The sequence below is a fragment of the Aurantimicrobium minutum genome, assembly GCF_002355535.1.
Taxonomy (GTDB): Bacteria; Actinomycetota; Actinomycetes; order Actinomycetales; family Microbacteriaceae; genus Aurantimicrobium; species Aurantimicrobium minutum.
Genome location: NZ_AP017457.1, coordinates 1,589,026 through 1,614,573, shown reverse-complemented (window position 1 = coordinate 1,614,573; position 25,548 = coordinate 1,589,026). Strand labels below are relative to the sequence as shown.

The following is a 25,548-nucleotide window of genomic DNA, read 5'->3' as shown; positions in this document are numbered from 1 at the left end:
CTCTTTCTTTACAGTCCGCCACGAGCAATAAGTTGCTGGGCAATGACGTTTTTCTGAATTTCATTCGTGCCTTCACCGACAATCATTAGTGGGGCATCACGGAAGTAGCGCTCAACATCGTATTCGGTTGAATAACCGTAGCCACCATGAATGCGGATGGCATTAAGTGCTATCTCCATCGCAACTTCTGAGGCATAGAGCTTAGCCATGCCTGCTTCCATGTCACAGCGTTCGCCACTTTCATATTTCTCAGCCGCAAAAAGTGTAAGTTGCCGAGCAGCGGTGAGCTTGGTTGCCATTTCAGCGAGATAGTTCCCGATGGATTGATGCTTCCAGATTGGCTTGCCAAAGGTTTCACGTTCCTGCGCATATCTGATGGAGTCTTCCAATGCCGCAGCTGCCACACCGAGTGACCGAGCGGCAACCTGAATGCGGCCAACTTCAAGACCCTTCATGAACTGGGTAAATCCTTTACCCGGTTCACCCCCAAGAATTTGAGTAACTGGAGTGCGGTAGTCATCGAAGGAAATCTCGCAGGATTCAACGCCCTTGTATCCCAGTTTGGGTAGGTCTCGGGAAACACTGAAGCCAGGTCCTGGCTCAACCAGAATGATCGACATCCCTGTATGACGTGGTTCTGCATTAGGGTCAGTCTTTGCCAAGAGCGCAATCAGCCCAGAACGGCGAGCGTTTGAAATCCAGGTTTTTGAGCCATTAATCACCAGGTCATTTCCGTCGGTTTTTGCAACAGTAGTGATTGCTTGAAGATCAGAGCCACCACTGGGTTCAGTCAGTGCCATGGTGGCGCGGAGTTCACCGGTAGCCATGAGAGGTAAGTATTTGCTCTTTTGCTCTTCAGTTCCATAGAGGGTCAACAACTTGGCAACAACAGTGTGACCACCCATTGCTCCCGAAAGGCTCATCCATCCCCGAGCTAGTTCTTCAGTGACCTGGACGTAGGCAGGCATAGAAATGGGAAGACCGTCATATTCTTCGGGAACAGCGAGCCCGTAGATACCCATTTCTTTCATTTGTTCAATCCACGCTTCAGGGTATTCATTCGCGTGTTCAACTTCGTTGACGGTGGGCTTTACATCGCGGTCAATAAAGGCTCGGACGGTGTCTACGAGCATCTGTTCTTCGTCGTTGAGGTGTGAGGTCATAAAAACAAAATATATCATATTGACCGTATCCAACAGAGGTATACGGAATATTATGTAAGGAGCACTTTCGCCCGATTTTTCGGGAATTCCAGTTGCATCAATCTCTAGGAGTCCTGCTGATGATCCCTCCCCGCCAGCATCAAGTTCGCCCCCAACTCGGTGATGAGGCAGCATCTTTCCTGCGAGACCAGATCACTTCCGGAACCCTGCCAGCTGGCGCACCAGTTCGGCCTGAAACGGTTGCTGACGAACTGGGGATTTCAACCACTCCAGCACGTGAGGCGCTCCAAGCACTTCGTGCAGAGGGTTTTCTTGACTTAGCACCCAGGCGCGGCTTTACCGTAGCAAAAGTAGACGGAAACGACGTTCGCGATATGTTCTTGGTGCAATCCATGGTTGCCGGGGAGCTCGCTGCACGTGCTGCGAATAATGCCACCCCCGAAACAATTGCCAGCCTGGAGCAAATCCACAACGAGCTCGTTGCTGCCGCTAACCGCGGGGATTTGGGAGCACTAGAAGAGCTCAATCACGCATTCCACAGAGAGATAAACCTCACTGCAGACGCTCCGCGACTGGCCTGGGTGATCAAGCTCGTCTCCCGTTATGCCCCTCGTCGTTTTTACGCTTCTATCAACGGGTGGCCAGAAACAACAGTGCACGATCACACGGGATTGCTTGAGGCCATCCGTGAAGGAAATGCGGAGCGCGCCCGCCACGAAATGGTTGAGCACGTTCGTCATGCCGGTGAGCAGCTTGCTAGCCACATCGACGCACGTATCGCTGCCCAGAACTAGCTCTCAAGACACTGGAAATCCACCTATTGCTCTGCTCTAAGTGCTTTGGTATATAATATTTTCTATCACTCGATGAGAGGAAAACAAACGTGAAAATCGTTGTCCTTATGAAGCAAGTCCCAGATACCTGGGGCGAGCGCAAGCTCGATTCCGTGACCGGATGGGTTGAACGAAGTGGCGACAACGTTATTGATGAAATCAACGAGCGTGCACTTGAAGTCGCACTCTCCTACAAAGACACCGACAAATCTGCCGAAGTTGTCGTCATGACAATGGCACCCGATAACGTAAGCGAGTCCATCAAAAAGGCGCTTGCCATGGGATGTGATTCAGCCGTCCACATCACAGATGCTGCTCTCGCTGGTGCCGATGCGGCTTACACAGCAGCCGTGCTCTCCGCAGCTCTGAAAGAGTTGGGACCAGATCTTGTTATTGCCGGGAATGAGTCCACCGACGGACGCGGGGGAATAGTTCCCTCCATGATCGCCGAGCATCTAGATGTTGCACACCTCGGGATGTTGGGAAACATCTCCATCACTAATGCTTCAGTTGCTGGTATTCGCTTACTAGAAGATGGCACCCAGGAAGTTCACGCTGCACTTCCTGCGGTTATCTCCGTCAACGAAAGTAACCCTGACGCTCGGTTTCCTAGCTTCAAAGGAATCATGGGCGCAAAGAAAAAGCCTGTCTCAACCAAGTCAGTTGCAGAGCTTTCTCTGAGTAAACCAAAGGGTTCGACCTCAATTCTGAGCGCTACTGCACGCCCTGCGCGCACGGCAGGCACCAAAATCACTGATGACGGCACGGCTGGTGAGCAGCTTGCTGAATTCCTTGTCTCGAACCGATTGATCTAAGGAATAACTAGACATGTCGAACATTCTCGCCCTCGTTGAACTCAACAGCTCAGGCAAGCTCAGTTCCACAACACCATCGCTAATTGCCAGCGCGACAAAATTGGGCACTCCTGTTGCCGTAGTTGTGACAAGTCCTGGTTCTGGGTCCGCACTGGCAACAGAACTGGGAGAGTTGGGGGCAGCCCAGGTTATTCTGGCTGAAAGTGCCGATGCTGCAACCGCACTAGTCACCCCAGCAGTTGCTGCCTTGCAGGAAGCAATAAGCTCAAGCTCCCCGGTCGCAGTCTTGATCCCCAACACCGTTAATGGACGAGAGGTTGCTGGCCGTCTGGCCGTTCGCACGGGCTCCTCTGTGTTGGTTGATGCGGTTGATCTGACACAGTCTTCAGGAAATGTTGTAGCTACCCACTCCGTTTTCGGTGGTGGTTACACCGTTGAGGCGCAGACTGCTGGTGGTCTCGTCATCGCGACGGTTCGTCAAGGTTCTTCAGACGGACGCACTGCTGTTTCTTCACCCGCTGTTTCGACTATCTCGATCTCCGTTGACACGTCGAAGACCGGAGTGATTGACAGCACTCATTCTGAGACGTCAAGTTCATCACGACCCGAACTTCGTGGAGCTGAAAAGGTTGTCTCTGGAGGTCGCGGTCTTGGCTCTGCCGAAAAGTTTGTTCTGGTTGAACAGCTCGCCGATACTTTAGGTGCCGCAGTTGGTGCCTCTCGCGCAGCAGTTGATGCTGGATTTATCCCACAATCACACCAGGTAGGCCAAACGGGTGTGACGGTTTCGCCGCAACTCTATGTGGCCCTGGGTATTTCGGGAGCTATCCAGCATCGTGCAGGAATGCAAACCGCAGACACCATCATCGCCATCAACAAAGATGGAGATGCCCCCATCTTTGACGTTGCAGACTTTGGTGTTGTCGGTGATGTGTTTACCGTGGTGCCACAACTCATTTCTGCCATTGAGGCTCGTCGATGAGTAATCTTGTCGCTGCACTTCAAACTCCAGAAGTGAGAAAAAAGCTCGCCTGGGGAATTCCGCTCGCAGTTGTGGCATTGGCCGGTGTTGTCCTTCTTGCTCAGTGGTTTCGAGCGAGTGAAGCAGGACAATCATTTCTTACTCAATATCCCGGAGAAACTGAGCTTCCTACGGGTGCGCCCGTAGGGTTTCCTGCCTGGTTGAACTTTCAACATTTTCTCAATGCGTTCTTTATCGTGCTCATCATTCGCACCGGGTGGCTTGTTCGCACTACACAACGACCAGCGGCATATTGGACCCGAAACAACAGAGGTCTGCTTCGCACAAAAGGTGAACCCAAAAAAATCAGCCTCGATTTGTGGTTACATCTGAGTCTTGACTTCTTGTGGGCACTCAATGGAGTGATCTTTGTCATCCTTCTATTCATCACAGGCCAGTGGATGCGAATTGTTCCAACAACGTGGGAAGTATTTCCCAACGCCTTTTCAGCTGCTGTGCAGTATGCATCACTGAACTGGCCCACAGAAAATGGTTGGGTCAATTACAACAGCCTTCAGCAGTTGGCATACTTTCTTATCGTCTTCGTTGCAGCACCTCTTGCAATAGCGACCGGCATTCGAATGTCTAATGCATGGCCTGGACCATCAGCACGGATCAGCAAGATATACCCGCTGCCCGTTGCGCGAGCAATCCACTATCCGGTAATGATCTTCTTTGTCCTGTTTGTGATCGCTCACGTGACACTGGTTTTGACCACCGGAGCACTGCGTAATCTCAACCATATGTATGCCAGTAACAATGGAGACAGCTGGCTGGGCTTCGGATTGTTTGCCGGTTCACTGGTCTTAACCGTCGTGGCATGGATTTTGGCAAAGCCAGCATTCTTGCAACCTTTCGCCACGCTTAGCGGCAAAGTGACACGTCAGTAAAGAGTTAGTTCAAACCAAACTCTCGCAGGACTGAGTCCGTATCCGCACCGAGCGCGGGAATTGCCCCCATGACTGCTTCATAGGACTGTGAAGTCACAGGAGGAATGAGGCTTCTAGCTGATTCCCCGTTGGGAAGTTCCACGTTTCTCCAACGTTGTCGCGCGGCTAGTTGTGGGTGAGCAGAGAATTCACGCATGTCACGCAATTTCGCATTCGCAATTCCAGCTATATCAAGACGTTCTATGGCCTGTTCGCTGGTCAAGGTAGAAAAGACAGAATTAATGCGCTTATGGAGCGCCTCACGGTGTTGTACTCGAAGCGCACCCGCATTGAATTGTGGGTCAACCGCGAACGAATGGTCTTGGAGGACTATCTCGCAGAACTTAACCCACTCACGCTCATTCTGTATTCCAAAAAATACTGTTCCGTTGGCGGTATGGAACGGGCCATACGGAGCGATGGTTGCGTGTTGCGCTCCCGATCGAGGTTGTTGCTGACCGCCATACTCTGCATAAAGATAAGGTTGGCTCATCCACTCGCCGAGTGCTTCCAGCATTGAAATTTCTAAAACGTCGCCCTTGCCTGTCTTCCCCCTGAGGATAAGTGCGCTGAGCACTCCGGAATACGCATACATTCCGGCTGCGATATCAGCTACAGAAATGCCAACCTTGGCAGGTTCTGATTCTGTCCCCGTGACAGAGAGCAATCCGGTTTCACATTGCACTAAGAGATCGTAAGCCTTTTTATTCTCGTATTCTCCGCCTCGACCGTAGCCTGAGATGGAGACATAAATCAGTTGCGGATTAATGGCGCAGGCAATTTCAGGTCCAAGGCCTAAACGCTCGATAGCCCCTGGTGCCAGGTTTTGGATGAAGACATCTGCCTTGCTCATTAAGCCCTTCAGCGCCTTAATTCCGTGCTCTGATTTCAGATCGAGAACAACACTTTCTTTATTGCGATTGATCCAGACGAAATAGCTTGCCTCACCGTGGACCTTGGTGTCGTAGGCACGAGCAAAATCTCCCGCGTCTCGCTCTATTTTGATGACACGAGCTCCCAAGTCAGAAAGCTGACGGGAGGCGAAGGGTGCAGCGACTGCTTGCTCGAGAGAAATGACGGTGATTCCATCAAGGGGGAGGACCATGCTCCTCATTCTCCTCTTCGAGAAAGAATTCTGTGCGCACGATCAACAACAGGTTTATCGACCATGAGACCGTTGTGTTGTGAAGCACCACCATCCAAGCCGACTATTTCTTGAGCCCAGGCGATTTCTTCTGCGCTTGGCATGAAGCTCGAATTCACAGCAGTCACTTGTGCAGGGTGAATACACAGCTTCCCTGAAAACCCGAATTGGCGTGCACGTGTTGCCTCTGCTTCGACAATTGCCAGATCACTGATACTCAAACTTGGTGAATCAACAGGTGCACCTAGCCCTGCTGCACGAGAGGAGACAACAATCTGGACTCGAGCATAATCCGTGACTCTCTCATGTGTGGCATCAACATCTAACCCAAAATCAACAGCACCAAATCCCAGACGAGTCACTCCTTGCACCTGTGCAATGTCATTGATGTTGACGAGCCCACGTGCTGATTCAATGAGGGGAACAATCGCCAAACCGCGCGGTAGCGCGTTCACCGCCGCAGAGAGCTGTTCAGCTGACTCAGCTTTAGGAACCATCACGCCAAGTAGCCCATTGTTTTTCACTGCAGCAATGTCTCGTAACGCGGCTAAATGAAGAGAACTCAGGTTCGAATCAATCCGGACTAGGGCCGTCAGCCGGCCGCCAGGGACACTGTCGTGTGGTTCGGTTAATGCCGAGACAACCGCATCTAAAGCCAAAGACTTGTTCTCAACTGCGACAGCATCTTCAAGATCGATGATGATGACATCGGCCCCAGATTGATGAGCTTTCGTGAACCGATCAGGCCTATCCCCGGGGACAAACAATAGTGTTGTTGCCGAAGCAACTACATCATGCTGTGCACTAGTTGTCATCAGTTTCCACTGACCTGGGGCAACGTCGACTCATCCGGGCGAGCTCCTGAAACACTGGGCAGATGCCCTTTTTTATAAATCATGAAGGAGCGCTTGAAACTCACCACAATGGTTCCGTCTTGGTTGAACCCTTCTGTTGCGACAGTAACAACTCCCATAGTTGGCCGGGACGCTGATTCGCGAAGTTCAAGAACTTTAGAACGAGAATAAATCGTGTCGCCTTCAAAAACAGGTGCCGGCATTCGCACTTCGTCCCAACCAAGGTTTGCGAAAACATTCATGGAGAGATCCATGGTGGATTGACCTGTTACAAGTGCAAGGGTAAAGGTCGAGTTGACCAAGGGGAGCTTATAGCTGGTTCCCGACGCATAGTTTCGGTCCACATGTGTCTTGGAGACGTTTTGCGTCATCAAGGTGAACATCTGGTTGTCAGCTTCTGTGACTGTTTTCCCGAACGGGTGGTAGTAAATATCCCCCACACTGAAATCTTCGTACAGGCGTCCAGTCCAGCCTTCCACCACGCGAGAATGTGGGTCGCTCATTGATCCAGTCCTTTGTTATGCCGGTAACTCGTCTGAAAATATATTATACAGAAATAGAGCGGGAGGGTGATGAGAATTGTCTCGAAAAGACCCAAAGCACACGTTGATCGGCGGCGAGAGATTTCGTCGTTAAACACATTATGGGCTCAGCGAGCCCATAATGTTCAGTGATGCGAAACCTAGTTACAGGTGCAACGGTCAGCCTGAGCAACGCCTTCCAGCGCTTCCTCGATGTGCTCGCCGCATCCGGTCCAGGTGGTCTTGCCGCATGAACCGCATTTGGCTGGACTACACATGTTTACCTCCGAATAAGCAGTGACCATATGGCCACACTTTGTATACCCCCTAGGGTATCTAATTTCTGGCGTTTCTGCCAGCCCCAGAATACCCGCAGAGGCTGAAAAAATTGTCTGAACCTTGGATGAATTTGTTACATAGGTTTTACTTCCGGTCTAGGAAGAAAAGGGAAAACAGGTTTACCCTAAAGCTATGGGGACATATACATTAGAAGAACTCAACGCCAGCAACATCGTTGCTGCCAACTCTTTGACGCTCAAGCGAGGTCAGGAACAGTTTCTAGCTCCCCCGTCGTATTCCATCTCTGAGTCGTATGTGAATCCCACAACAGCCTGGCCTCGTGTCATCAAAGACGGTGACACCGTCGTTGGTTTTGTGCGCGGAAACTTTGATCCGGACAACGTCCAACCAGAATTACGCAGTTGCTTGTGGCGCATCCACGTTGCTGCTGACTACCAGGGCAAGGGTGTGGGAAAGTTTGCTGTCGCCGCGCTGGTTGACGAAGCCAAAGCTCGCGGAGCCAAGAGCCTGACCGTGCTGTGGGAGCGCGGTGTTGACAGCCCTGAAGAGTTCTTCCACCGCGTAGGTTTCTCTGACGTTGGAACCACCCAATACGGTGAAACCATCGGAGAGATTAAGTTCTAAGCCCACATGAAAGAACCCCCGGCTGTGCCGGGGGTTCTTTCATGCTCAGATTTAGCGCATGCGCACAGACAAGCAGGTGACGCAGCCTTCAAGTTTTTCGAACTCAGAGATATCGACTGTGATGACACGATAACCAAGTTCACGGAAGAGCTCCGCGGACTTCGGTGCTGAAGATGACATCAACACGGTGTCGGGTGCCAAGACCACAACTGCAGTGCCGTGTGCTTCAGGCACGGGAAGGAAGCGGTCAAAGACACGGGGGTCATCTACGAGTGGTGGGTAACCGATGACGGTGCCATCAGGCAACGCGGTCACGGCAGTCTTGAGATGCAGTGCCTTGGTGACAGGAACAGCTACAACGGTGTAACCCTGCTGGGCTGCAATGGCACGAAGCTGGCGAATACCTTCACCGTTGGTGCGACCACCGCGGCCCACATAAACAGTCTTACCAACCTTGAGAACATCGCCACCATCGAGAGCACCTGGGCTGACAATGCGTTCTATCTTGACGCCCAGCTCGTTAAGAGTTGCTTCTGTGCCAATAATTTCTGGCTTGCGGCTATCGGCTCCAGGGTTAGTGAGAACGGCAATCTTGCCCAGCATCACCACAGTGTCTTCGATGAAGACACTGTCCGCTAGGTCATCACGTGGCTCAACCTCAATGGTGAGCCAGCCTGCAGCGTTCAGCGCTGCAACATAGCCATCCCACTGGTCATTTGCCAGATCAACATCAACCTTTTTGCGCTTGATGTGAGTGATGAGACCTTCGGCAAGGTTTGCAGCTGGCGCACGAACTAACGCAACTTTCGTGGGTTGGTCACTCTTTGTGCGAGCAAGAACAGCACGCCAAATAGCTGTACCTGCCGTGACGGAAGCGACAGAACCAGCAATGAGGAAAATGAGGTTGTCGTTGAACAACGAACCAAATACAACAGCAACCACTTCAGGGCTCATGCCCACACCCTGCATACCCACCTGAATGAACATGCCCGTAATGGCGGCGATGGCTGAGGCAATCAGACCAGCAATCCAGGAGTAGCGGCGCTTCGCGAGGAATCCCAGTAAGCCAGATAAAGCGATGAGGAAGAACAGGATGGTACTGGCAGTGAAGAAGAAAGCACCGGCCTGCCACATGATGTTTTCATCTAGACCCTTGCCGATGAAAAATGCCAAGACGGTGACGTCTTGCGCAATGACTGCGACGGCGAGCGCGGATAAACCAGCGGCAAGAAGGCGACGTGGAGTGAACATAGGTGTTGTGTCCTTTAGTGGAAGAAGTGGCGTTCGCCGGTGAAGTACATCGTAACCCCTGCCTTCTGGGCAGCAGCGATGACTTCTTCATCACGAACTGACCCACCCGGCTGAACTACTGCTTTGATGCCAGCAGCCAAGAGAACCTGGAGACCATCAGCAAAGGGGAAGAAGGCGTCGGAGGCAGCGACAGATCCTGCTGCCCGCTCGCCTGCGCGGTTCACCGCGAGGTGGCAGGAATCAACACGGTTGACCTGACCCATGCCCACGCCAACAGATGCACCGTTGTGTGCAAGCAGGATGGCGTTGGACTTAACCGAACGACAGGCTTTCCACGCAAACTCGAGATCGACCAGGGTGTCGGGGTCTGCGGGTTCGCCGGAGACGAGCTGCCAATTTGTCAGCAGTGCACCGAGCTTGGCGTCACCGTCGAAGAGGTCAGCGTCCTGTACGAGGAAGCCACCGGATATTTGGCGAACCTCTTGAGGTTCACGACCAAAGTTTTCTGGCAGCTGCAACAGACGCAAGTTTTTCTTTGTCTTGAGCAGAGTGAGCGCGTCTGGTTCAAAACCGGGAGCAACAAGTACCTCAGTGAATACTTCACTGACCTGTTCTGCCATCTTGAGAGTGACGGGACGGTTTGCCGCGATGACGCCACCAAAAGCTGAGACGGGATCACACTCGTGTGCCAATCGGTGTGCTGAAGCAATCTGATCTACTGCCTTGTCACGACCGACAGCAATACCGCAAGGGTTTGCGTGCTTGATGATGGCCACTGCAGGGTTGATAAAGTCGTAGGCTGCACGCACCGCAGCGTCGGCGTCCACGAAGTTGTTGTAGGACATTTCTTTACCACCAAGCAGGGTGGACTGTGCGATACCGTGGCCGCCCTGCTCTAGGTATAGAGCAGCTTCCTGGTGAGAGTTCTCGCCATAACGCAGGATTGATCCGCGCTGTGCTGACACAGTAAAGGTTTCTGGGAACTTCTCATCGCGAACAAACCACGCAGACACTGCAGCGTCATAGGCGGCGGTGTGTGCAAAAGCTTCAGCAGCCAGTGAACGACGCTGCTCAAGTGTGGTTCCACCCGTTGCCAATGCTTCGATGATTTCTCCGTAACGAGCTGGGGAGACCACGATTGCCACGTTGGGGTGGTTCTTCGCAGATGCGCGAACCATCGCAGGTCCGCCAATATCAATCTGTTCAATCACATCGGCATCTTGAGCACCAGATGCAACAGTTTCGCGGAAGGGGTAGAGGTTGACCACGACGAGATCAAAAGCAGCGATACCCAGTTCGTCGAGTTGTTCAGCGTGAGACTCGAGGCGAAGGTCAGCAAGGATGCCGGCATGCACCGAAGGGTGCAAGGTCTTGACGCGGCCATCGAGCGATTCTGGGAAGCCGGTTACGTCACTGACGTCTTTGACCGCATGACCGGCATCGCGGATGGTTTGTGCCGTCGAACCGGTGGAGACAAGCTCAACACCTGCTGCACTGAGTGCACCTGCAAGTTCAAGCAGCCCCGTTTTGTCACTGACCGAGATGAGGGCGCGACGAACGGGCACAACATCGCGGTGTGTGTACAAGTTGGGATCGTGAGAAGGACCGCTCATCTGCGTGCTAACTCCTGAAGGTTGATGTTCTTAGTGGCAATGTTTTTCACGGTGCGAACAATAAGTTCTCGTTCCACCGCTTTGATACGTTCATGTAAAGACTCTTCAGTGTCATCAGCGTTGATGGCCACCTGAACTTGCTCAATAACAGGACCTGTGTCGACACCCTCATCCACAATGTGCACTGAAGCACCTGTAACAGTTGCCCCATCCGCCAGAGCATCGCGCACTGCGTGTGCTCCTGGATACAAAGGCAAGAGGGCTGGGTGCATATTGATCAGCTGTGGCGAGAACAACCCCACGAAATCTGCGGGAAGGATTCGCATAAATCCAGCGCACACAACCAAGTCTGGTTGATGCTCAGAAATGGCTGCGGCGAGGGCTTGTCCCCACGCTTCACGATTGGCGTATTCCTGCGGAGCAACAATAAATGTGGGCACACCAAACTCAACAGCGTGAGCTAAACCGCTTGCAGCATTATCGGCACCAACGGCCACAATTTCAGCAGGGTAAGTGTCGTCGTTTGCGGCCTCAAGAAGAGCACGCAAATTAGAACCTGACCCCGAGATCAGGACGACAAGTTTCAGCACAGGTTAAGCCTACCGGCTAGAAATAGAGCGAAATTCGGGCCTGTTACTTTTGCTTCACTGTCGTCACGCCCGAACGCGCATACATTCCAAGCGATGCCGCAATAAGGAACTCGAGTGCAGCAATACCGCCAGTGCGTAAAGCATTCGGTCCCACATCTGCCAATCGACCCGGACCGGCAGCACCACCACTGGCCCATGCCAGTAAACCGATGAGGATTCCTGCAACGAGCGCAATGCCCAGCACGGTCAGTGATATCCAGCGGAAAGACACGTCAGAACCGAGGGCGCGAAGTAATGCTGGTCGAATAAACCACGCTGCCAAAAATGCAGCCAGCAAGGGAACCAAAAGCCCGAGGAATCCAAACGCTAAATCGTTCGTGGGCATAGCTCCCAGAATGGGAAGAGCAGGAACAAGACCTAAGTCTGTGCCAACTGGAGAAACTGAAGAACCGGTGCCGAGTGCGAAGCCAGTACCGATAAACCACGACACCACCCACATCACAAAGTTGGGCATAAACATCAATTGGGCTGCCGTAAGGATGAGGCTTCCGCCACCGCCTCCTTGCAAGCCTTCATAGATGCCCAAAATACTGGCGAAGTTCGCAATGATCAATATAGATAGCGCAACGGCTGAGGCGCCAATGACGAGTGCGGCCGTGATGAGACCTCCCCGCAATGAAGCAGAAAGCACGGCTTTGACTTGTGAAGAAAGTCCGGTTGCCCAACCCACCACTTTTTGTTGCACTCTTTCGGCACGGCCTCCAGAGTGACCGACTTCACCTCGGGCCCCAATGAAAACTCCCAGAGCGAAGATGGCGGTCGGGAAGGACACAGCCATCCACATCACCGGAGTGGCATTGACATGAACAGCAGAGAGAGCAATGAGGATCGTGAAGAAGCCGAAGGTTGCCACTGCAGACAGCGGCCCCACAAAGCGTGCACCTGATTCAAAAGACTTTCTTCCCAGTCGAACGCCAAGCAGGATTGTGAGCAGCGAAAAGCTCAGCGGTGCAATCGAGATGAGGAAGGGCTTGTCTCCACCTGGAAGGTTGACTGCAGCAGCCAGAACAGGGTCCAAGGTCATTTTCAAATCGACACCGTGGCCGACCAGCCAAATATCTGCCGAAGCGCGATAAAAAACATCCCAGCTCACACCGGAATCAAATTGCACCGCCCACATCAAACTCAGCGGGACGAGAGAGATACCGACCCCAATAGCTAGCGCAATGAATGCCTCGAGGGCAGCAAGCAGAGCTATGAGGGTGCGGTTCACCTCTTGATGCTATGACTTTTTAGCAGCAGGCTTCTTCGCGACAGGCTTCTTTGCAGGAGCTTTCTTCGCAGCAGGCTTCGTAGCGGTAGTTTTCTTAGCTGTTGGCTTTGCCGAAGTTGTCGCCTTTGCAGCAGGCTTCCTTGCAGGTGCCTTCTTGGCTGCAGGCTTCGCAGTCGAAGGTGCAGGTGCTACCGGAGCTGAGGGAGCTGCTGCTGCCGCAACAACAGGCTTGCCGTTGGTGCGCTGCAGTACTTCATAGACAAAGAGCAGAACCAGAATGAGCAATGTGTTCCAAATGATCATGGGAACAGTTACGGGCTGTTGAAGTGCAACAATCCAGGCAATGATGCCGATAATCAGAACGCGAGCAAGAACGCGGTACTTGTTCATCACTGGGCTTACACCAGAGAAGGTCTTGTTCTGAGGGTCAACAGCCTTGCGAACAGTATCAATCTGCTTGTTGGAGAAAGCGCGTAGCTTGGCAGCTGACTCTGAGGATCCAAAAGCCCAAGCGGCAATAGCAGCGAATATCGCAACTACACCGAGTGCAGCAACCACGTTGATGACATAGGCAACAACTGCGTCATAAATCACCGCTACTGCTCCAGCAATGGCCGGATCAATAACCGTGGTGGCCAAGATGCGACCGGTTCCAAACAGGAAGCCCATGAAGCCCATGACGAGGGCAAATACAATGCTGGTGGCCATGATTGCACGGGGACGGTTACGTGCGGCAAAAATACCGACAGCAAACATCAGAGCAACGATCCATGGCAACCAGGTTCCGACGCCCACACCAACCTGGTAAATCACGCGGGCGAGAGCTAACTCGGGGATTTGACCCAAGGTTATGGATTTATCTACTTCGGGAATAGCGTTAGCAAAACCAACACCTTGCTTCACGAGGGCAGCCTTGATGTCGACAATGATGGGCTTGAGGGGAAGTGTGAGAGTTCCATCATTGGAGAGCTGAATCAATGATTCGGGATCACCATAGAGCAACGCAACAGTTTGTTCCTGAGTGAGTGTCAGGGTCTTGGTCCATGCCTGCTGGAAGGCATCAGATTCAACTGCTTTCGTCACAACGTCCGTAATCAGCGCGTCAACACCACTTGCAACTGGGGTGCTGAGCATCTCGAGAGCCTTCTGTGCAGGCTCTGGAAGGTTGAGGGCTTGAGCAAGTCCAGTGAACAGGGAATCAGTCAGTTTAGGAATATCAACAGATTCCTTGATAACCCCAGAAACTTCATCGATGACAACCTGCTGAACTTCAGGGTTGGACGCCAAGGGAGAGAGCGTGCTGACAAAGCGCTCAGTGTTGGTCACTTCACTGGTTGCCCAGTGGCTGACGATGGCAACGGGTGTCAACACCATTGCGACAATAATCAGAATGCTCGAGAGCCAGGCACGTCCAGCGCTCTTCTTTACAGCTTCAGCCACAGTTTTCCCCTTTGAAGAAGGTCTTAGTTGTTCAAGTCTGCCATCGAGAATTCGTTTAACCCAACCCATTTGCATTCAACAGGTAAAAACACATGGCGCCCACCCGTAGGTGAGCGCCATGTGAATAATGGTTCTGTTTAGAGGTTCTGCATGATTTCACGCATCAGACGTGCAGCCTCGGAGGGAGTCTTTCCTACCTTGACGCCGGCAGCCTCGAGGGCTTCCTTCTTTGCCTGAGCGGTTCCAGCAGAACCAGAAACAATCGCACCAGCGTGACCCATGGTCTTACCTTCGGGAGCGGTGAAGCCAGCAACATAGCCAACTACAGGCTTAGTCACGTTCGCCTTGATGAAGTCTGCAGCGCGCTCTTCAGCGTCACCACCGATTTCACCAATCATGACGATGGCCTTGGTCTCGGGGTCCGCCTCGAATGCAGCGAGTGCATCGATGTGAGTGGTGCCGATGATGGGGTCTCCACCAATACCGATAGCGGTCGAGAAACCGAGGTCACGCAGTTCGAACATCATCTGGTAAGTCAGGGTTCCCGACTTGGAAACCAGACCGATGGGACCCTTACCAGTGATGTTCGCAGGGGTAATACCCACGAGTGCTTCACCTGGGGTGATGATGCCGGGGCAGTTAGGACCAATGATGCGGGTCTTGCCACCCTTTTCCTTGGCGTAGGCCCAGAACTCAGCAGAGTCCTGAACGGGGATGCCCTCGGTGATAACCACGAGCAGAGGAATCTCTGCGTCGATAGCTTCGATAACAGCGTCCTTGGAGAATGCAGGAGGAACGAATGCGATCGAGACGTCAGCACCGGTTGCAGCCATTGCCTCAGCAACAGTTGCGAAGACGGGGAGCTCAACGTCGCCGTGAGTAACGGTGGTGCCAGCCTTGCGTGCGTTCACACCACCAACAACCTGGGTTCCGGCAGCGAGCATACGGGCAGTGTGCTTGGAGCCTTCACCACCGGTGATGCCCTGCACGATGACCTTGGAGTCTTTGTTCAGAAAGATTGACATTTCTTATCCTTGAGTTTTCGTGAGGGCTTAGCGGGCAGCGAGTTCAGCGGCCTTGTCGGCGCCGTCATCCATGCTGTCTGCGAGGGTTACAAGTGGGTGGTTTGCCTCGGCGAGGATACGACGACCCTCGTCGACGTTGTTGCCGTCAAGGCGAACAACCAGAGGCTTGTTAGCAGCGGAACCAAGGGTTGCCAGTGCCTGGACGATACCGTTCGCCACAGCGTCACATGCGGTGATGCCACCGAAGACGTTGACGAATACGCTCTTGACCTGGGCGTCACCGAGGATGACGTCGAGACCAGCCGCCATCACTTCAGCAGAAGCTCCACCACCGATGTCGAGGAAGTTCGCGGGCTTGACACCACCGTGGTTTTCACCAGCGTAAGCAACAACGTCGAGGGTACTCATCACGAGACCAGCACCGTTACCGATGATGCCGACTTCTCCGTCAAGCTTGACGTAGTTGAGGTCTGCAGCCTTAGCCTTAGCCTCGAGTGGATCTGCAGCTGCCTTGTCTTCGAGTGCTGCGTGGTTCTCGTGACGGAACTCAGCGTTCTCATCGAGCGAGACCTTACCGTCGAGGGCAATAATGTCGCCTTCTTCGGTGAGAACCAGTGGGTTCACTTCAACCAGGGTTGCGTCTTCACCGGTGTAGACCTCATAGAGCTTGACGAAAACAGGAGCAACCTTATCCACGAGCTCAGATGGAAACTTTGCTGCCACAGCAATCTTCTTAGCTTCCTCGAGGTCGATGCCCTTGATGGGGTTTACTTCGATGCGAGCGAGAGCTTCGGGGCGTTCCACAGCGAGCTGCTCAATCTCCATGCCACCTTCGTAGGAGGTGAGGGAAAGGTAGGAGCGGTTTGCACGGTCAAGCAGCACCGAGAAGTAGAACTCCTGAGCGATGCGAGCACCAGCTGCAACCATGACGCGCTTGACGACGTGTCCCTTGATGTCGAGTCCAAGAATGGCCTTGGCGGCTTCTTCAGCTTCCTCAGGGGTCTTGGCAACCTTGACGCCACCGGCCTTACCGCGGCCACCGACCTTAACCTGAGCTTTGACGACAACTACGCCACCGAGCTTTTCAGCTGCAGCACGTGCTTCAGCAGGGGTGTCTGCGATGATGCCCGCCAGTACGGGAACGTCATAACTCTCGAACAGGTCCCTGGCTTGGTATTCGTATAAATCCACGTGATTCCCAATCCGCATTGAGCGATAAATAGTCAGTAGCGATCGGACCGCCACTGGCGAAAGTTAAAAGTAACTTGATATCAAGATAAATTGACCAGTTCGACTTTACCCCTTTTTTCAGCCAAATACACCCCTGAACAAGGTTTGGCTCACCTAACTAGATACCAATGAGACAAACTGCCAAGCTGGTGTCATGGCAGAACCAACTCTTGAACACGGATTTGAACCTCACGACGCTGCGTCCAACAGCAAACTGAACTGGCTTCGAGCCGGAGTTCTCGGCGCAAACGATGGCATTGTGTCCATTGCTGCACTGGTTGTAGGTGTTGCTGCCGCAACAAGTGATCCTGCTGTCATCTTGCTTACTGGTATTGCCGCCCTCGCTGCCGGCGCTATCTCAATGGCGCTGGGAGAATATGTATCTGTTTCTAGCCAACGAGATTCCGAAAAGGCGTGGGTCAATAAAGAACGCCGTGAACTGGAAATGTTCCCCGAGGAAGAACTCGAAGAACTCGTTGCGCTCTATGAAGCCAAGGGCCTCAAGCCAGAAACAGCTCGACAGGTTGCCGTTGAAATGACCGAGGTGGATGCACTCAAGACACATCTCGATGTTGAGCTGGGTATTGACCAGGACGAGCTCACTAACCCGCTCCACGCAGCTATCTCTTCTGCGATTGCGTTCACCGTGGGAGCACTTCTTCCACTGTTAGCTGTCTTACTCACTCCAGAACCCTTCAAGATTGCCGCCACAGTGGCAGCGTCTCTCTTGGCGCTGGCACTGACCGGCGGAATTGGTGCCTACATCGGAGGCGCACCAGTTCCACGCGCAATTCTGCGTGTGACTATCGGTGGAGCACTTGCCCTTGCTGTGACTTACTTCATTGGTTCACTTTTAGGCGGTGGCACAGCAATCTAAGTTTGCGCTCTCCTTAAAGCTTCTCGATTGGCGCAATCTTAATCAGGAGCTTCTTTGCTCCAGCGGTATCAAACTTCACGTGAGCTACGCTCTTTGCGCCCTCGCCCGTTACCTGGTTCACAGTTCCTTCACCAAAGTCAGCGTGAGAAATTCGGTCGCCAGCGACAAGAACGAGGTCCCCGTTGTCACGAATCTTATTCGTGACCCGGTTAGCCCATTCGGTCTTTGGTTTAGGGGCGGCCTCGAGAGAATTCCAGCCACCCTCGGTTGATCCCCAACCACCTAGCTCACTCGAACCAAAGCCGCCGTCATAGCGTGAGCCTCGGGCATTGAGTGCTCGTGATTGATAACCGTCACGCCCGTTCACTGTTCCGGGTGACTGGCGCCAGTCAATGAGCTCTGAAGGTATCTCTTGCAGATAGCGAGAAGGCATCGCCACATTGGTTTGACCAAACTGTGCTCGACTCATCGCCAAAGACAGGAACAATTTCTTGCGCGCACGTGTAATGCCCACATAGAACAAGCGGCGTTCTTCAGCAGGTCCACCAGGTTCACCAGCGGACATCCGGTGAGGAAGAAGTTCTTCTTCGACACCAGTAATGAACACGGCGTTGTATTCCAGACCTTTTGCGGTGTGCAAGGTCATGAGCGAGACGGTGCCACTGGCATCGTCGAGCTCATCAGCGGCTGCCACGAGAGAGACCTCGGTCAAGAAATCAACGAGCGTGCCGCCTGGGTTGTTTTTATCGAACTCTTTGGTCACCGCAAAGAGTTCTTCGACGTTTTCAGCTCGTGCTTCGTCTTGAGGATCACGGGTTGCTCTGAGCAGATCAACGTATCCAGTTTCTTCCAGAATGCGTGTGAGGACTTCAGCAACTGGTGAAGATTCGGCCAACGAGGTTGCTTCATCAATGAGGCCTGAGAGTTTGGCAATTGCGCCAGAGACCTTGGGGCCAAGACCGAGGGAGTCTGCAGAGCGCAATGCTTCGCGCAACGTGATCTGGTTGGTGTCGGCGTAGTTCTGCAAACCTGTTTCGGTGGCTGGACCAATCCCGCGTTTGGGAACATTGAGAATACGGCGCACAGCGAGCGAATCAGCTGGGTTCGCCACAGCAACTAAGTACGCCAGGATGTCTTTGATCTCTGCACGTTCATAGAACTTCGTGCCGCCTAAGATTCTGTAGGGAAGAGCAGAGCGGATAAAGATTTCTTCCAGCGCACGCGTTTGAGAGTTCGTTCGATAGAAAACCGCTATCTCGTTGTAGCCCATCCCTTGGGCGTGAAGGGCACTAATTTCATCGACGACAAACTGCGCCTCATCGTGTGCTGAGTAACCGGTGAATCCAACAATGAGATCACCATCGCCCACATCGGTCCACAGCTTTTTATCCTTGCGATCAAAGTTGTTGGAAATGACCGCATTTGCTGCGGAAAGAATCGTCTGCGTTGAACGGTAGTTTTGCTCCAGCATGACCACGTGCGCGCCAGGGAAATCACGCTCAAACTCAGCAATGTTGCGCATATCAGCGCCCCGGAAAGCGTAAATGGACTGATCGGAATCACCCACCACAGTCAGTGAAGCGCCAGGAAGACCACCTGCTGTTTCTCGGGTGAGCTCATGAATCAGTGCATATTGTGCGTGGTTGGTGTCCTGATACTCGTCCACCAAGATGTGCCTAAACTGTTTGCGATAGTGATCGGCAACATGGGGGAATGCCCGAAATAAGAACACTGTCTGGGCAATGAGATCATCAAAGTCAAAGGCATTGGCTGCCTGGAGCGCGCGAGTGTATCCGCGGAAAATTTCGAGGAACTTCACCTCGGTTGGATCATTGAGATTTGCATTGCGCGAATAGCTATCAACATCTGAGAGCTCATTTTTGAGTCGAGAAATCTTTCCCGCAACACCCGAAACAGAGAGCCCATACGTGTCTGCTTCATACTCCTTAATCAGGCGTTTGATGAGGGTGCGTGAGTCATGTGAGTCATAGATGGTGAACGCTTTGGTGAAGCCAAAGTTCTCTGCCTCACGTCGCAGTATGCGAACGCAAGAAGAGTGAAAGGTGGAAATCCACATTCCTTCGGTTGCCGCACCCAGCATTTTTTCTGCACGTTCGCGCATTTCTGCGGCAGCTTTGTTGGTGAACGTAATGGCCAAGATATTGCTGGGCCACGCTTCCCGATTACTAATCAGTGAAGCAATACGTCGGGTGAGGACGCTGGTTTTTCCCGAACCTGCTCCGGCAACAATGAGTAAGGCGGGACCGCGGTATTCCACCGCTTCTCGCTGCTGGGGATTAAGCCCATCCAGTAAAGGGTTGGGCGATGAAAGCTCACTCATTGCGCCTTAAGTCTATGGGCGCGTACGGACAGCCAAGTCAGGGAAGTCACTGAACACCCCATCAACGCCCAGAGACCATAACAACGCAAAGAACTCTTCCCATTTACCCGGTTCGTGTTCTGCGCCATCAGTGCGGAATTCTTCGGGAAGAAAGACGTTCTCTATCCGCAATGACCACACCCACACGGTCAAACCACGCTGATGTGCACTTTCAACAATTCTGCGTCCTTGCTCAACATCCAAGGTGGAATCTCTCCCCATGAGCAGGCTCCAGGCGAGAGCTACACCGTCAAGTTTCTCCGCGAAGATATCTAAACCAGCATTAGACAGTTCATCCAGATTAGAAATGGAAGGAACACCTTCGGAGAGCGCCCACTGCACTTCATCAAAAGCGGTGTAACCAAAATCCATGATGTACACATGGCGTGCGCCAACGCCTTTGTCTTTGCAGCGCATCACGACACTCTTCTCGAAGCTTTCAATGAAGATTCGGGAATCGTTTAAGTGCCAGCCTGCAAGAAACAGATCTTGAGCAATGAGGTCCTCAAAGGCAAAGCCCTGCTGTGCAAAATAGGTCGGATGCTTAATCTCTACGACCAGCGTGAGCTTTCGCGGTGCTTGGTCGGCAATCTCTAACAAATCTATGAAACGGAGCATGGCATATTCACCATTCTCGAGAGCATTTTGTGGCCGCAACTGGGGCACACGTTCGATGCAGCGCAGAGTGGAAAGCTCTGCCCAGGTGAAATCTTCGGTGAACCATCCCGTGAGCTCTTCCCCATCCACCACTTTTGTGGTGAGCAGGTGAGCAAACTCTGGTCTGCTCGCCACATCTGTAGTGCCAGAGATTTCATTCTCATGGCGGATAACAAGGACCCCGTCTCGGGAAATCACCAGATCTGGTTCTATTGCGTCAGCGCCTTGTTCAATTGCGGTGAGGTAGGCCTTCCGAGTGTGCTCAGGATGGTAGCCACTTGCACCGCGATGGGCAATGACGAGAGGTGAAGTCATGTTCCAAGAATGGCAGAGCACACGAGTAAAGATGCTGATTATTCACTAGGAATACGACTGCAACTGTTCTTCAGTACTCTCGGTCTGATCAGATCTGCCCAAAACAGGGGAAAACACAGCTAATTCTCGGAAAACTCACTACCCACACTCGGTATCGTGGAGGTAGCGCTTCACAGCGCCCAACTCCTCGAAAGGATGAACAACCGTCATGGCTGTTAACAACCCTGCTTTTGCTGGCAACAAGGCGTTCTCACCGAACGCAACTGCCGAAGAGCTCCAAGCGCTCTACGACGCACCCTCTGCTAACCGTGCGCCAGAGCCTGCCCTCACCTATGAAGCAACAATTGCGAAGTCGTTTATTTCCTTCGCCGTTCTTCTTGTTGGTGCCGTAGCTGGCTGGATGATCACTGCCACCAACCCCGCATTTGGAATGACACTGGTCATGTTTGCGGCCATTGGTGCTCTCGTTCTCGCAATGGTAAACATCTTCAAAAAGGAGCCAGTTCCTGCACTGATCCTGGGCTATGCAGCTCTTGAAGGTGTCTTCATCGGTGGCATCTCGCTGGTCTTTGACGCTCAGTGGAGTGGCATCGTTGCCCAGGCTGTCATCGCAACCATCGTCGTGGTGGGTGTCACCCTGGCACTATTCGCCAGTGGCAAGATTCGTGCTTCGGCTCGTGCAACAAAGATCTTCTTCATCGGAATCATTTCCTACCTGGTCTTTAGCCTGGTTAGCTTCTTCATGCAGCTGTTTGGCGCAACCAGCGGAACGTTTGGCCTCAACAGTGTTGAGATCTTTGGTATCCCCCTCGGTCTGATCATTGGCCCACTGGTGATTCTGCTTGCTGCCTACTCACTCGTACTGGACTTCGACATGATCCAGCGCGGTGTTGCAAACAAGGCTCCTGCAAAGTTCGCATGGACCGGTGCGTTCAGCATTATGGTGACGGTGGTCTGGCTTTACCTCCAGATCCTCCAGTTCCTGGCTATCGCTCGCGACTAGTCACTTTACGAACAATCAACTGTGGCCTCCCCTATTGGGAGGCCACAGTTCGTTAATCTCCGTGTGAACTTTACGCGGGCTGAACTTCCTTGAGAATCCCCAGCGTTCCTTGGAGCTTGAGAGGTACTTCAGCTTCCTTCGGAAAACAGGGACAACAGTTCTGCGATAGGGGTTTGGTTGTTGAGCGGGTGACGCAATGGAATCTCTCCATGAACCGTGTAGTGGTTGTTCCGACCGTGCTTGGTCTTTTCAACGTAACCGGCCTCAACAAGATCGTTGAGGATTCCCGCGGTTGCCCTGGCAGTAATTCCAACCTTTGCCGCAATTTGATCGACTGTGAGGTCTGAATGTTGCGACACCGCAACGAGCACGTGCCCGTGGTGGGTGAGGAATGTCCAGTTGGCCATGGCTACATCTTTCCAGACTTTCGCCAGGTTGGAGCCAATGCCGCCATTTCCTCCTCTGTTGCTTCAGGGAGTTGCTGACGTGAGGCAGGCTCGATGTGCTCGGCTTCTTTGTTTCTGCTGACGATAAAGCTCGCAACGATAGAAACGGTCAGGATGGTCAGGATCACTGTCAGTGAGATGCCAGTAGGAACCTTGACGATGTCGTGCAGGCCCATCTTGACACCAACCCAGACTAGTACGAACGCAAGTCCGATCTTGAGGTACACAAATCGGTACATCAGGTCAGCTAGCAAGAAGTACATTGCACGCAGACCCAAGATCGCGAATGCATTGGCGGTGAAGACGAGGAACGGTTCAGAGGTCACCGCGAAGATTGCGGGGATCGAGTCAACCGCAAAAATGATGTCGGTGAACTCAACCAGAACCAACACCATAAGCAATGGTGTTGCTAGGAGGACGCCTCCAACACGGACGAATAATTTCTGCCCGTAGTACTTCTGGGTTGAAGGAACGACCGAAGAGAACCACTTGAAGAAGCGTCCTTGAGTGGGATCAGCATGCTCGTTCCGCTTGATGAGCATGTGAATACCGGTGTAGATCAGGAAGGCCGCAAAGAGGTAGAGAACCCAGGCAAAGTTTTCGAGAATTACCGCACCGAGTGCGATGAAGATTCCACGGAAGACCAGCGCACCCAGAACACCTAAGAAGAGGACGCGGTGCTGATACTTGCGTGGGACGCTGAAGGAAGCGAAGATCAATGCCCAGATAAAGACGTTATCTACAGCTAGAGATTTCTCAATGACAAATCCGGCGAAGTACTGCTGCCCGTATTCGGCGCCAAAGTAATTCCAGACCAAGACACCAAAACCAATACCAGTGGCTACCCAGAAAGCGGACCATGCTGCGGCCTCGCGAAGAGAGATCTCGTGCGCCTTGCGGTGAGCAAAGAGGTCAATAAGCAGCATCACAATAATTGCTGCGAGTACTGCGAGCCACATCCAGATTTCTACGTTCATGACATCCTTACTAAAGAAGATTGATTACTGAATATTATTTCCTGTATTATTCTTCTAGTCAACTGATTGGACTAAAAATGTTTGAATCTCTCGAGCTCGCTGTGAGCAACTTGACCTCACCCCCAGTCCTAGCCTTCGTGCTGGGACTTATTGCTGTAGGGCTACGCTCGAGACTAGAGATTCCACCACAGATTTTCAGTGCCCTCTCTATCTACCTCCTACTTGCTATCGGCATCAAAGGCGGGGTGGGGCTCAGAATGGCAGAGCCAGCCGACATCGCCGCACCTATCGCCCTCGCGATCATTGTGGGACTCGCGATACCCATCGCCGCATTCGCAGTCCTCAAAGTTCTCACACCGCTGAACCAAACCGAGCGCGGCGCAATCGCCGCTCACTATGGCTCAACTTCTCTTGTGACCTTCACCGCAGGCCTCATGTTTGTCGAGTCACTTGGTCTTGATCCTGAAGGTTACCTCGCGACACTGCTTGCCATCATGGAAGTACCAGGTCTGATTGTTGGGCTTGTGCTTGCTCGCAAAGCAAGCAAGCAACAAAGCTGGGGACCCCTCATGCACGAGGTTCTCACAGGAAAATCCATCCTCCTCCTCGTCGGTGGTCTTGTCATCGGTGCGGTCAGTGGCCCTGTCGGCTATGAGCGTGTGGAGCCCTTCTTCGGTGCCCTCTTTGTTGGCGTGCTCACTCTCTTTCTTCTGCAACTGGGCATTCAGGCAGGATCGCACCTCAAAGAACTCCCCCAGGCAGGTTGGGGATTGCTCGTCTTTGCCATCACATTCCCTCTCGTGATTGGTATCGCGGGAGTCGGACTAGCAACACTTATCGGGCTGAGCGCCGGAGGTGCTGCCGTGTTTGGTGTGCTCTGTGCCAGCGCCTCCTACATCGCGGCACCGGCAGCCGTGAAACTTTCTTTGCCCGAAGCAAACCCAGGCTTCTACCTCACGGCCAGCTTGGGAATCACCTTCCCCTTCAACCTGCTGATTGGTATCCCTGTATTCGTGTGGTTCGCACAGCTCATCGCCTAAGTTTCACCCCTCAATTGAGGCGGGCTAGGGGTTGATTATGAAGAAGATGAAGCCGGCAAAAATACTGAGGTGAATTGCTCCCTGCAATATGGTTGCCCGCCCGGGCACCACGGTGAGAATACTCACGGCAACCGTCAAGACAAAGAGAACAAGCTCAGTTGCGCTCAAACCTAGAACGATGGGGAAGCCAAAGAATATTGACATCACCGCAATAACCGGAATGGTTAGCCCAATGCTCGCCATTGCAGAGCCATATGCCAAGTTCAGGCTGGTTTGAGTCCGGCCAAAATAGGCAGCCCGGACCGCGGCAATTGATTCAGGCAACAGCACAAGCCCGGCAATGCTCACAGCAATCAGTGTTGAGGGAAGCCCCGCCCCATAAATCGCTGTCTCCAGAAGGGGGCTCGTGATTTTGGCCAAACCAACAACGCTCACCAGCGCAACGACCAGAAGCGCAAAACTGATCCATGCCAGCCGTGAACTTGGGGGTTCTTTGTGCTCAGCAACCAAAGTCGTGCTGTTCTCTGATACTGGCGGAGGCAAAAAGAAGTCCCGGTGCCGAACCGTTTGAATGAAAACAAAGACGAGATAAATCACCAAGGCAGTTACTGCTGCAAAAACAAGCTGAGCAGGTGAGAAGGTTGCGCCCGGTGTTGACGTAGTGAAAGAGGGCAAAATCAAACTCATCGTTGTCAAGGCTGTAATCGCAGCCAGTGCACCACCAATGCCTTCTGCGTTGAAAGTCGCTGTTCGTTTACGTTGAGCTTTCACAATCAACGAGATGCCCACGATTCCATTGCAAATAATCATGATCGCGGAAAAGACAGTATCCCTGGCTAGCGTTGCCGATTCCTGTGGTGAGGCAATCATCAACGTCACCAGCATGCCCACTTCGATCACGGTGACAGCCGCAGCAAGGATGAGAGAACCATAAGGTTCACCCACCTTGTGGGCTATTACCTCAGCATGGTGAACAGCTGCCAACACAGAAACTGCCAGCAGGATTCCGAGAAGAACCATGACAAAAAGGGAGGGTGTGGAATTCCAAAAAACCAACAAACTCGCCAACGCCACTATGGGCAGAACATTATTGCTCACATTAGAAACTCGAGACAGAAGTTTCATGACAGCTCACCTCCACGGCCACGGACAAGGTCTGGACTAGCTCTTATTCCAAACTAGTTTGTGTTCTTGAAAAAGCCCCGAGAAAGACTGAACCCGTTTGAT

At 52.7% G+C, this 25,548-nt stretch carries 24 protein-coding genes; 8 read left to right on the top strand and 16 right to left on the bottom strand.

What is annotated here, in order from left to right:
• Nucleotides 1-8: 8 nt before the first annotated feature.
• Entirely contained in the window at nucleotides 9-1,163 is a 1,155-nt protein-coding gene (locus AUMI_RS08055) for an acyl-CoA dehydrogenase family protein (protein ID WP_096383310.1), read from the bottom strand.
• Between the two features lie 119 nt (nucleotides 1,164-1,282).
• On the opposite strand from AUMI_RS08055, the gene AUMI_RS08050 reads away from it, so the two are divergent.
• From AUMI_RS08050 to AUMI_RS08035, 4 genes are all read left to right on the top strand, one after another.
• Entirely contained in the window at nucleotides 1,283-1,957 is a 675-nt protein-coding gene (locus tag AUMI_RS08050) for a GntR family transcriptional regulator (protein ID WP_096383307.1), read from the top strand.
• Between the two features lie 89 nt (nucleotides 1,958-2,046).
• Nucleotides 2,047-2,811: an electron transfer flavoprotein subunit beta/FixA family protein gene (locus AUMI_RS08045; protein ID WP_096383305.1), complete on the top strand. Its 765-nt coding sequence runs from the start codon at nucleotides 2,047-2,049 to the stop codon at nucleotides 2,809-2,811.
• A 13-nt stretch (nucleotides 2,812-2,824) separates the two neighbouring features.
• Nucleotides 2,825-3,793, top strand: a complete 969-nt coding sequence (locus AUMI_RS08040) for an electron transfer flavoprotein subunit alpha/FixB family protein (RefSeq protein ID WP_096383303.1) — start codon at nucleotides 2,825-2,827, stop codon at nucleotides 3,791-3,793.
• Nucleotides 3,790-4,722 carry a cytochrome b/b6 domain-containing protein gene (locus AUMI_RS08035; RefSeq protein WP_096383301.1) on the top strand — a complete coding sequence of 311 codons (933 nt, stop codon included), beginning with the start codon at nucleotides 3,790-3,792 and terminating at the stop codon, nucleotides 4,720-4,722. Before AUMI_RS08040 ends, AUMI_RS08035 begins: the two co-directional genes overlap by 4 nt.
• Before the next feature lie 4 nt (nucleotides 4,723-4,726).
• On the opposite strand, the gene AUMI_RS08030 is transcribed toward AUMI_RS08035, so the two are convergent.
• From AUMI_RS08030 to AUMI_RS08020, 3 genes are read right to left on the bottom strand one after another with little or no spacing between them, the layout of a single operon-like run.
• Nucleotides 4,727-5,866 carry a CaiB/BaiF CoA transferase family protein gene (locus AUMI_RS08030; RefSeq protein WP_096383299.1) on the bottom strand — a complete coding sequence of 380 codons (1,140 nt, stop codon included), beginning with the start codon at nucleotides 5,864-5,866 and terminating at the stop codon, nucleotides 4,727-4,729.
• Between the two features lie 5 nt (nucleotides 5,867-5,871).
• Nucleotides 5,872-6,720, bottom strand: coding sequence for an HpcH/HpaI aldolase/citrate lyase family protein (locus AUMI_RS08025; protein WP_096383297.1), 849 nt, complete (start codon nucleotides 6,718-6,720; stop codon nucleotides 5,872-5,874).
• On the bottom strand, nucleotides 6,720-7,262 hold the full coding sequence (locus AUMI_RS08020; protein WP_096383295.1) for a MaoC family dehydratase: 543 nt from the start codon (nucleotides 7,260-7,262) through the stop codon (nucleotides 6,720-6,722). The genes AUMI_RS08025 and AUMI_RS08020 overlap by 1 nt, the downstream gene beginning before the upstream one ends.
• A gap of 489 nt (nucleotides 7,263-7,751) precedes the next feature.
• Here AUMI_RS08020 and AUMI_RS08015 point away from each other — a divergent pair, with 489 nt between their 5' ends.
• Nucleotides 7,752-8,204 (top strand): GNAT family N-acetyltransferase, encoded by a 453-nt coding sequence (locus AUMI_RS08015; RefSeq protein ID WP_096383293.1) that lies wholly within the window; start codon nucleotides 7,752-7,754, stop codon nucleotides 8,202-8,204.
• A gap of 51 nt (nucleotides 8,205-8,255) precedes the next feature.
• On the opposite strand, the gene ddaH is transcribed toward AUMI_RS08015, so the two are convergent.
• The 7 genes from ddaH to sucC all read right to left on the bottom strand — a co-directional run bounded on the left by ddaH (nucleotide 8,256) and on the right by sucC (nucleotide 16,587).
• Complete coding sequence (ddaH, locus tag AUMI_RS08010; protein WP_096383291.1) at nucleotides 8,256-9,455, bottom strand: dimethylargininase; 1,200 nt, start codon at nucleotides 9,453-9,455, stop codon at nucleotides 8,256-8,258.
• Nucleotides 9,456-9,469: 14 nt separating this feature from the next.
• Nucleotides 9,470-11,068: a bifunctional phosphoribosylaminoimidazolecarboxamide formyltransferase/IMP cyclohydrolase gene (gene purH / locus AUMI_RS08005; protein WP_096383289.1), complete on the bottom strand. Its 1,599-nt coding sequence runs from the start codon at nucleotides 11,066-11,068 to the stop codon at nucleotides 9,470-9,472.
• Nucleotides 11,065-11,658 carry a phosphoribosylglycinamide formyltransferase gene (gene purN / locus AUMI_RS08000; RefSeq protein ID WP_096383286.1) on the bottom strand — a complete coding sequence of 198 codons (594 nt, stop codon included), beginning with the start codon at nucleotides 11,656-11,658 and terminating at the stop codon, nucleotides 11,065-11,067. The genes purH and purN overlap by 4 nt, the downstream gene beginning before the upstream one ends.
• A 43-nt stretch (nucleotides 11,659-11,701) precedes the next feature.
• Nucleotides 11,702-12,931 (bottom strand): cell division protein PerM, encoded by a 1,230-nt coding sequence (locus tag AUMI_RS07995; protein WP_096383283.1) that lies wholly within the window; start codon nucleotides 12,929-12,931, stop codon nucleotides 11,702-11,704.
• Nucleotides 12,932-12,940: 9 nt separating this feature from the next.
• Complete coding sequence (locus AUMI_RS08225) at nucleotides 12,941-14,371, bottom strand: hypothetical protein (RefSeq protein WP_096383281.1); 1,431 nt, start codon at nucleotides 14,369-14,371, stop codon at nucleotides 12,941-12,943.
• A 137-nt stretch (nucleotides 14,372-14,508) separates the two neighbouring features.
• Nucleotides 14,509-15,396, bottom strand: a complete 888-nt coding sequence (sucD, locus tag AUMI_RS07985; RefSeq protein ID WP_096383279.1) for a succinate--CoA ligase subunit alpha — start codon at nucleotides 15,394-15,396, stop codon at nucleotides 14,509-14,511.
• Between the two features lie 27 nt (nucleotides 15,397-15,423).
• Nucleotides 15,424-16,587 carry an ADP-forming succinate--CoA ligase subunit beta gene (gene sucC, locus AUMI_RS07980; RefSeq protein ID WP_096383277.1) on the bottom strand — a complete coding sequence of 388 codons (1,164 nt, stop codon included), beginning with the start codon at nucleotides 16,585-16,587 and terminating at the stop codon, nucleotides 15,424-15,426.
• A 193-nt stretch (nucleotides 16,588-16,780) separates the two neighbouring features.
• On the opposite strand from sucC, the gene AUMI_RS07975 reads away from it, so the two are divergent.
• Entirely contained in the window at nucleotides 16,781-17,503 is a 723-nt protein-coding gene (locus AUMI_RS07975; protein ID WP_096383275.1) for a VIT1/CCC1 transporter family protein, read from the top strand.
• 13 nt (nucleotides 17,504-17,516) lie between these two features.
• Here the strand turns inward: AUMI_RS07975 and AUMI_RS07970 are convergent, their stop codons facing one another.
• Complete coding sequence (locus AUMI_RS07970; RefSeq protein WP_096383273.1) at nucleotides 17,517-19,844, bottom strand: ATP-dependent helicase; 2,328 nt, start codon at nucleotides 19,842-19,844, stop codon at nucleotides 17,517-17,519.
• Nucleotides 19,845-19,856: 12 nt separating this feature from the next.
• Nucleotides 19,857-20,855, bottom strand: coding sequence for a glycerophosphodiester phosphodiesterase family protein (locus AUMI_RS07965; RefSeq protein ID WP_096383270.1), 999 nt, complete (start codon nucleotides 20,853-20,855; stop codon nucleotides 19,857-19,859).
• A gap of 208 nt (nucleotides 20,856-21,063) precedes the next feature.
• On the opposite strand from AUMI_RS07965, the gene AUMI_RS07960 reads away from it, so the two are divergent.
• Nucleotides 21,064-21,858: a Bax inhibitor-1/YccA family protein gene (locus tag AUMI_RS07960; protein WP_096383268.1), complete on the top strand. Its 795-nt coding sequence runs from the start codon at nucleotides 21,064-21,066 to the stop codon at nucleotides 21,856-21,858.
• A gap of 128 nt (nucleotides 21,859-21,986) precedes the next feature.
• Here the strand turns inward: AUMI_RS07960 and AUMI_RS07955 are convergent, their stop codons facing one another.
• Entirely contained in the window at nucleotides 21,987-22,265 is a 279-nt protein-coding gene (locus AUMI_RS07955; protein WP_096383266.1) for a helix-turn-helix transcriptional regulator, read from the bottom strand.
• A gap of 2 nt (nucleotides 22,266-22,267) precedes the next feature.
• Nucleotides 22,268-23,281 (bottom strand): TerC family protein, encoded by a 1,014-nt coding sequence (locus AUMI_RS07950; protein WP_096383264.1) that lies wholly within the window; start codon nucleotides 23,279-23,281, stop codon nucleotides 22,268-22,270.
• A 77-nt stretch (nucleotides 23,282-23,358) separates the two neighbouring features.
• On the opposite strand from AUMI_RS07950, the gene AUMI_RS07945 reads away from it, so the two are divergent.
• Nucleotides 23,359-24,321 (top strand): sodium-dependent bicarbonate transport family permease, encoded by a 963-nt coding sequence (locus AUMI_RS07945; protein WP_096383261.1) that lies wholly within the window; start codon nucleotides 23,359-23,361, stop codon nucleotides 24,319-24,321.
• Nucleotides 24,322-24,345: 24 nt separating this feature from the next.
• Here the strand turns inward: AUMI_RS07945 and AUMI_RS07940 are convergent, their stop codons facing one another.
• Entirely contained in the window at nucleotides 24,346-25,446 is a 1,101-nt protein-coding gene (locus tag AUMI_RS07940) for a calcium:cation antiporter (protein WP_096383258.1), read from the bottom strand.
• Nucleotides 25,447-25,548 lie beyond the last annotated feature (102 nt).

Excerpts from the sequence above, each read along its gene's own strand:
- AUMI_RS08055 (WP_096383310.1), bottom strand. The coding sequence starts at position 1,163 with ATGACCTCACACCTCAACGACGAAGAACAGATGCTCGTAGACACCGTC.
- AUMI_RS08050 (WP_096383307.1), top strand. The coding sequence starts at position 1,283 with ATGATCCCTCCCCGCCAGCATCAAGTTCGCCCCCAACTCGGTGATGAG.
- AUMI_RS08040 (WP_096383303.1), top strand. The coding sequence starts at position 2,825 with ATGTCGAACATTCTCGCCCTCGTTGAACTCAACAGCTCAGGCAAGCTC.
- AUMI_RS08035 (WP_096383301.1), top strand. The coding sequence starts at position 3,790 with ATGAGTAATCTTGTCGCTGCACTTCAAACTCCAGAAGTGAGAAAAAAG.
- AUMI_RS08030 (WP_096383299.1), bottom strand. The coding sequence starts at position 5,866 with ATGGTCCTCCCCCTTGATGGAATCACCGTCATTTCTCTCGAGCAAGCA.
- AUMI_RS08025 (WP_096383297.1), bottom strand. The coding sequence starts at position 6,720 with ATGACAACTAGTGCACAGCATGATGTAGTTGCTTCGGCAACAACACTA.
- AUMI_RS08020 (WP_096383295.1), bottom strand. The coding sequence starts at position 7,262 with ATGAGCGACCCACATTCTCGCGTGGTGGAAGGCTGGACTGGACGCCTG.
- AUMI_RS08015 (WP_096383293.1), top strand. The coding sequence starts at position 7,752 with ATGGGGACATATACATTAGAAGAACTCAACGCCAGCAACATCGTTGCT.
- ddaH (WP_096383291.1), bottom strand. The coding sequence starts at position 9,455 with ATGTTCACTCCACGTCGCCTTCTTGCCGCTGGTTTATCCGCGCTCGCC.
- purH (WP_096383289.1), bottom strand. The coding sequence starts at position 11,068 with ATGAGCGGTCCTTCTCACGATCCCAACTTGTACACACACCGCGATGTT.
- sucD (WP_096383279.1), bottom strand. The coding sequence starts at position 15,396 with ATGTCAATCTTTCTGAACAAAGACTCCAAGGTCATCGTGCAGGGCATC.
- AUMI_RS07975 (WP_096383275.1), top strand. The coding sequence starts at position 16,781 with ATGGCAGAACCAACTCTTGAACACGGATTTGAACCTCACGACGCTGCG.
- AUMI_RS07970 (WP_096383273.1), bottom strand. The coding sequence starts at position 19,844 with ATGAGTGAGCTTTCATCGCCCAACCCTTTACTGGATGGGCTTAATCCC.
- AUMI_RS07965 (WP_096383270.1), bottom strand. The coding sequence starts at position 20,855 with ATGACTTCACCTCTCGTCATTGCCCATCGCGGTGCAAGTGGCTACCAT.
- AUMI_RS07960 (WP_096383268.1), top strand. The coding sequence starts at position 21,064 with ATGGCTGTTAACAACCCTGCTTTTGCTGGCAACAAGGCGTTCTCACCG.
- AUMI_RS07955 (WP_096383266.1), bottom strand. The coding sequence starts at position 22,265 with ATGGCCAACTGGACATTCCTCACCCACCACGGGCACGTGCTCGTTGCG.
- AUMI_RS07950 (WP_096383264.1), bottom strand. The coding sequence starts at position 23,281 with ATGAACGTAGAAATCTGGATGTGGCTCGCAGTACTCGCAGCAATTATT.
- AUMI_RS07945 (WP_096383261.1), top strand. The coding sequence starts at position 23,359 with ATGTTTGAATCTCTCGAGCTCGCTGTGAGCAACTTGACCTCACCCCCA.
- AUMI_RS07940 (WP_096383258.1), bottom strand. The coding sequence starts at position 25,446 with ATGAAACTTCTGTCTCGAGTTTCTAATGTGAGCAATAATGTTCTGCCC.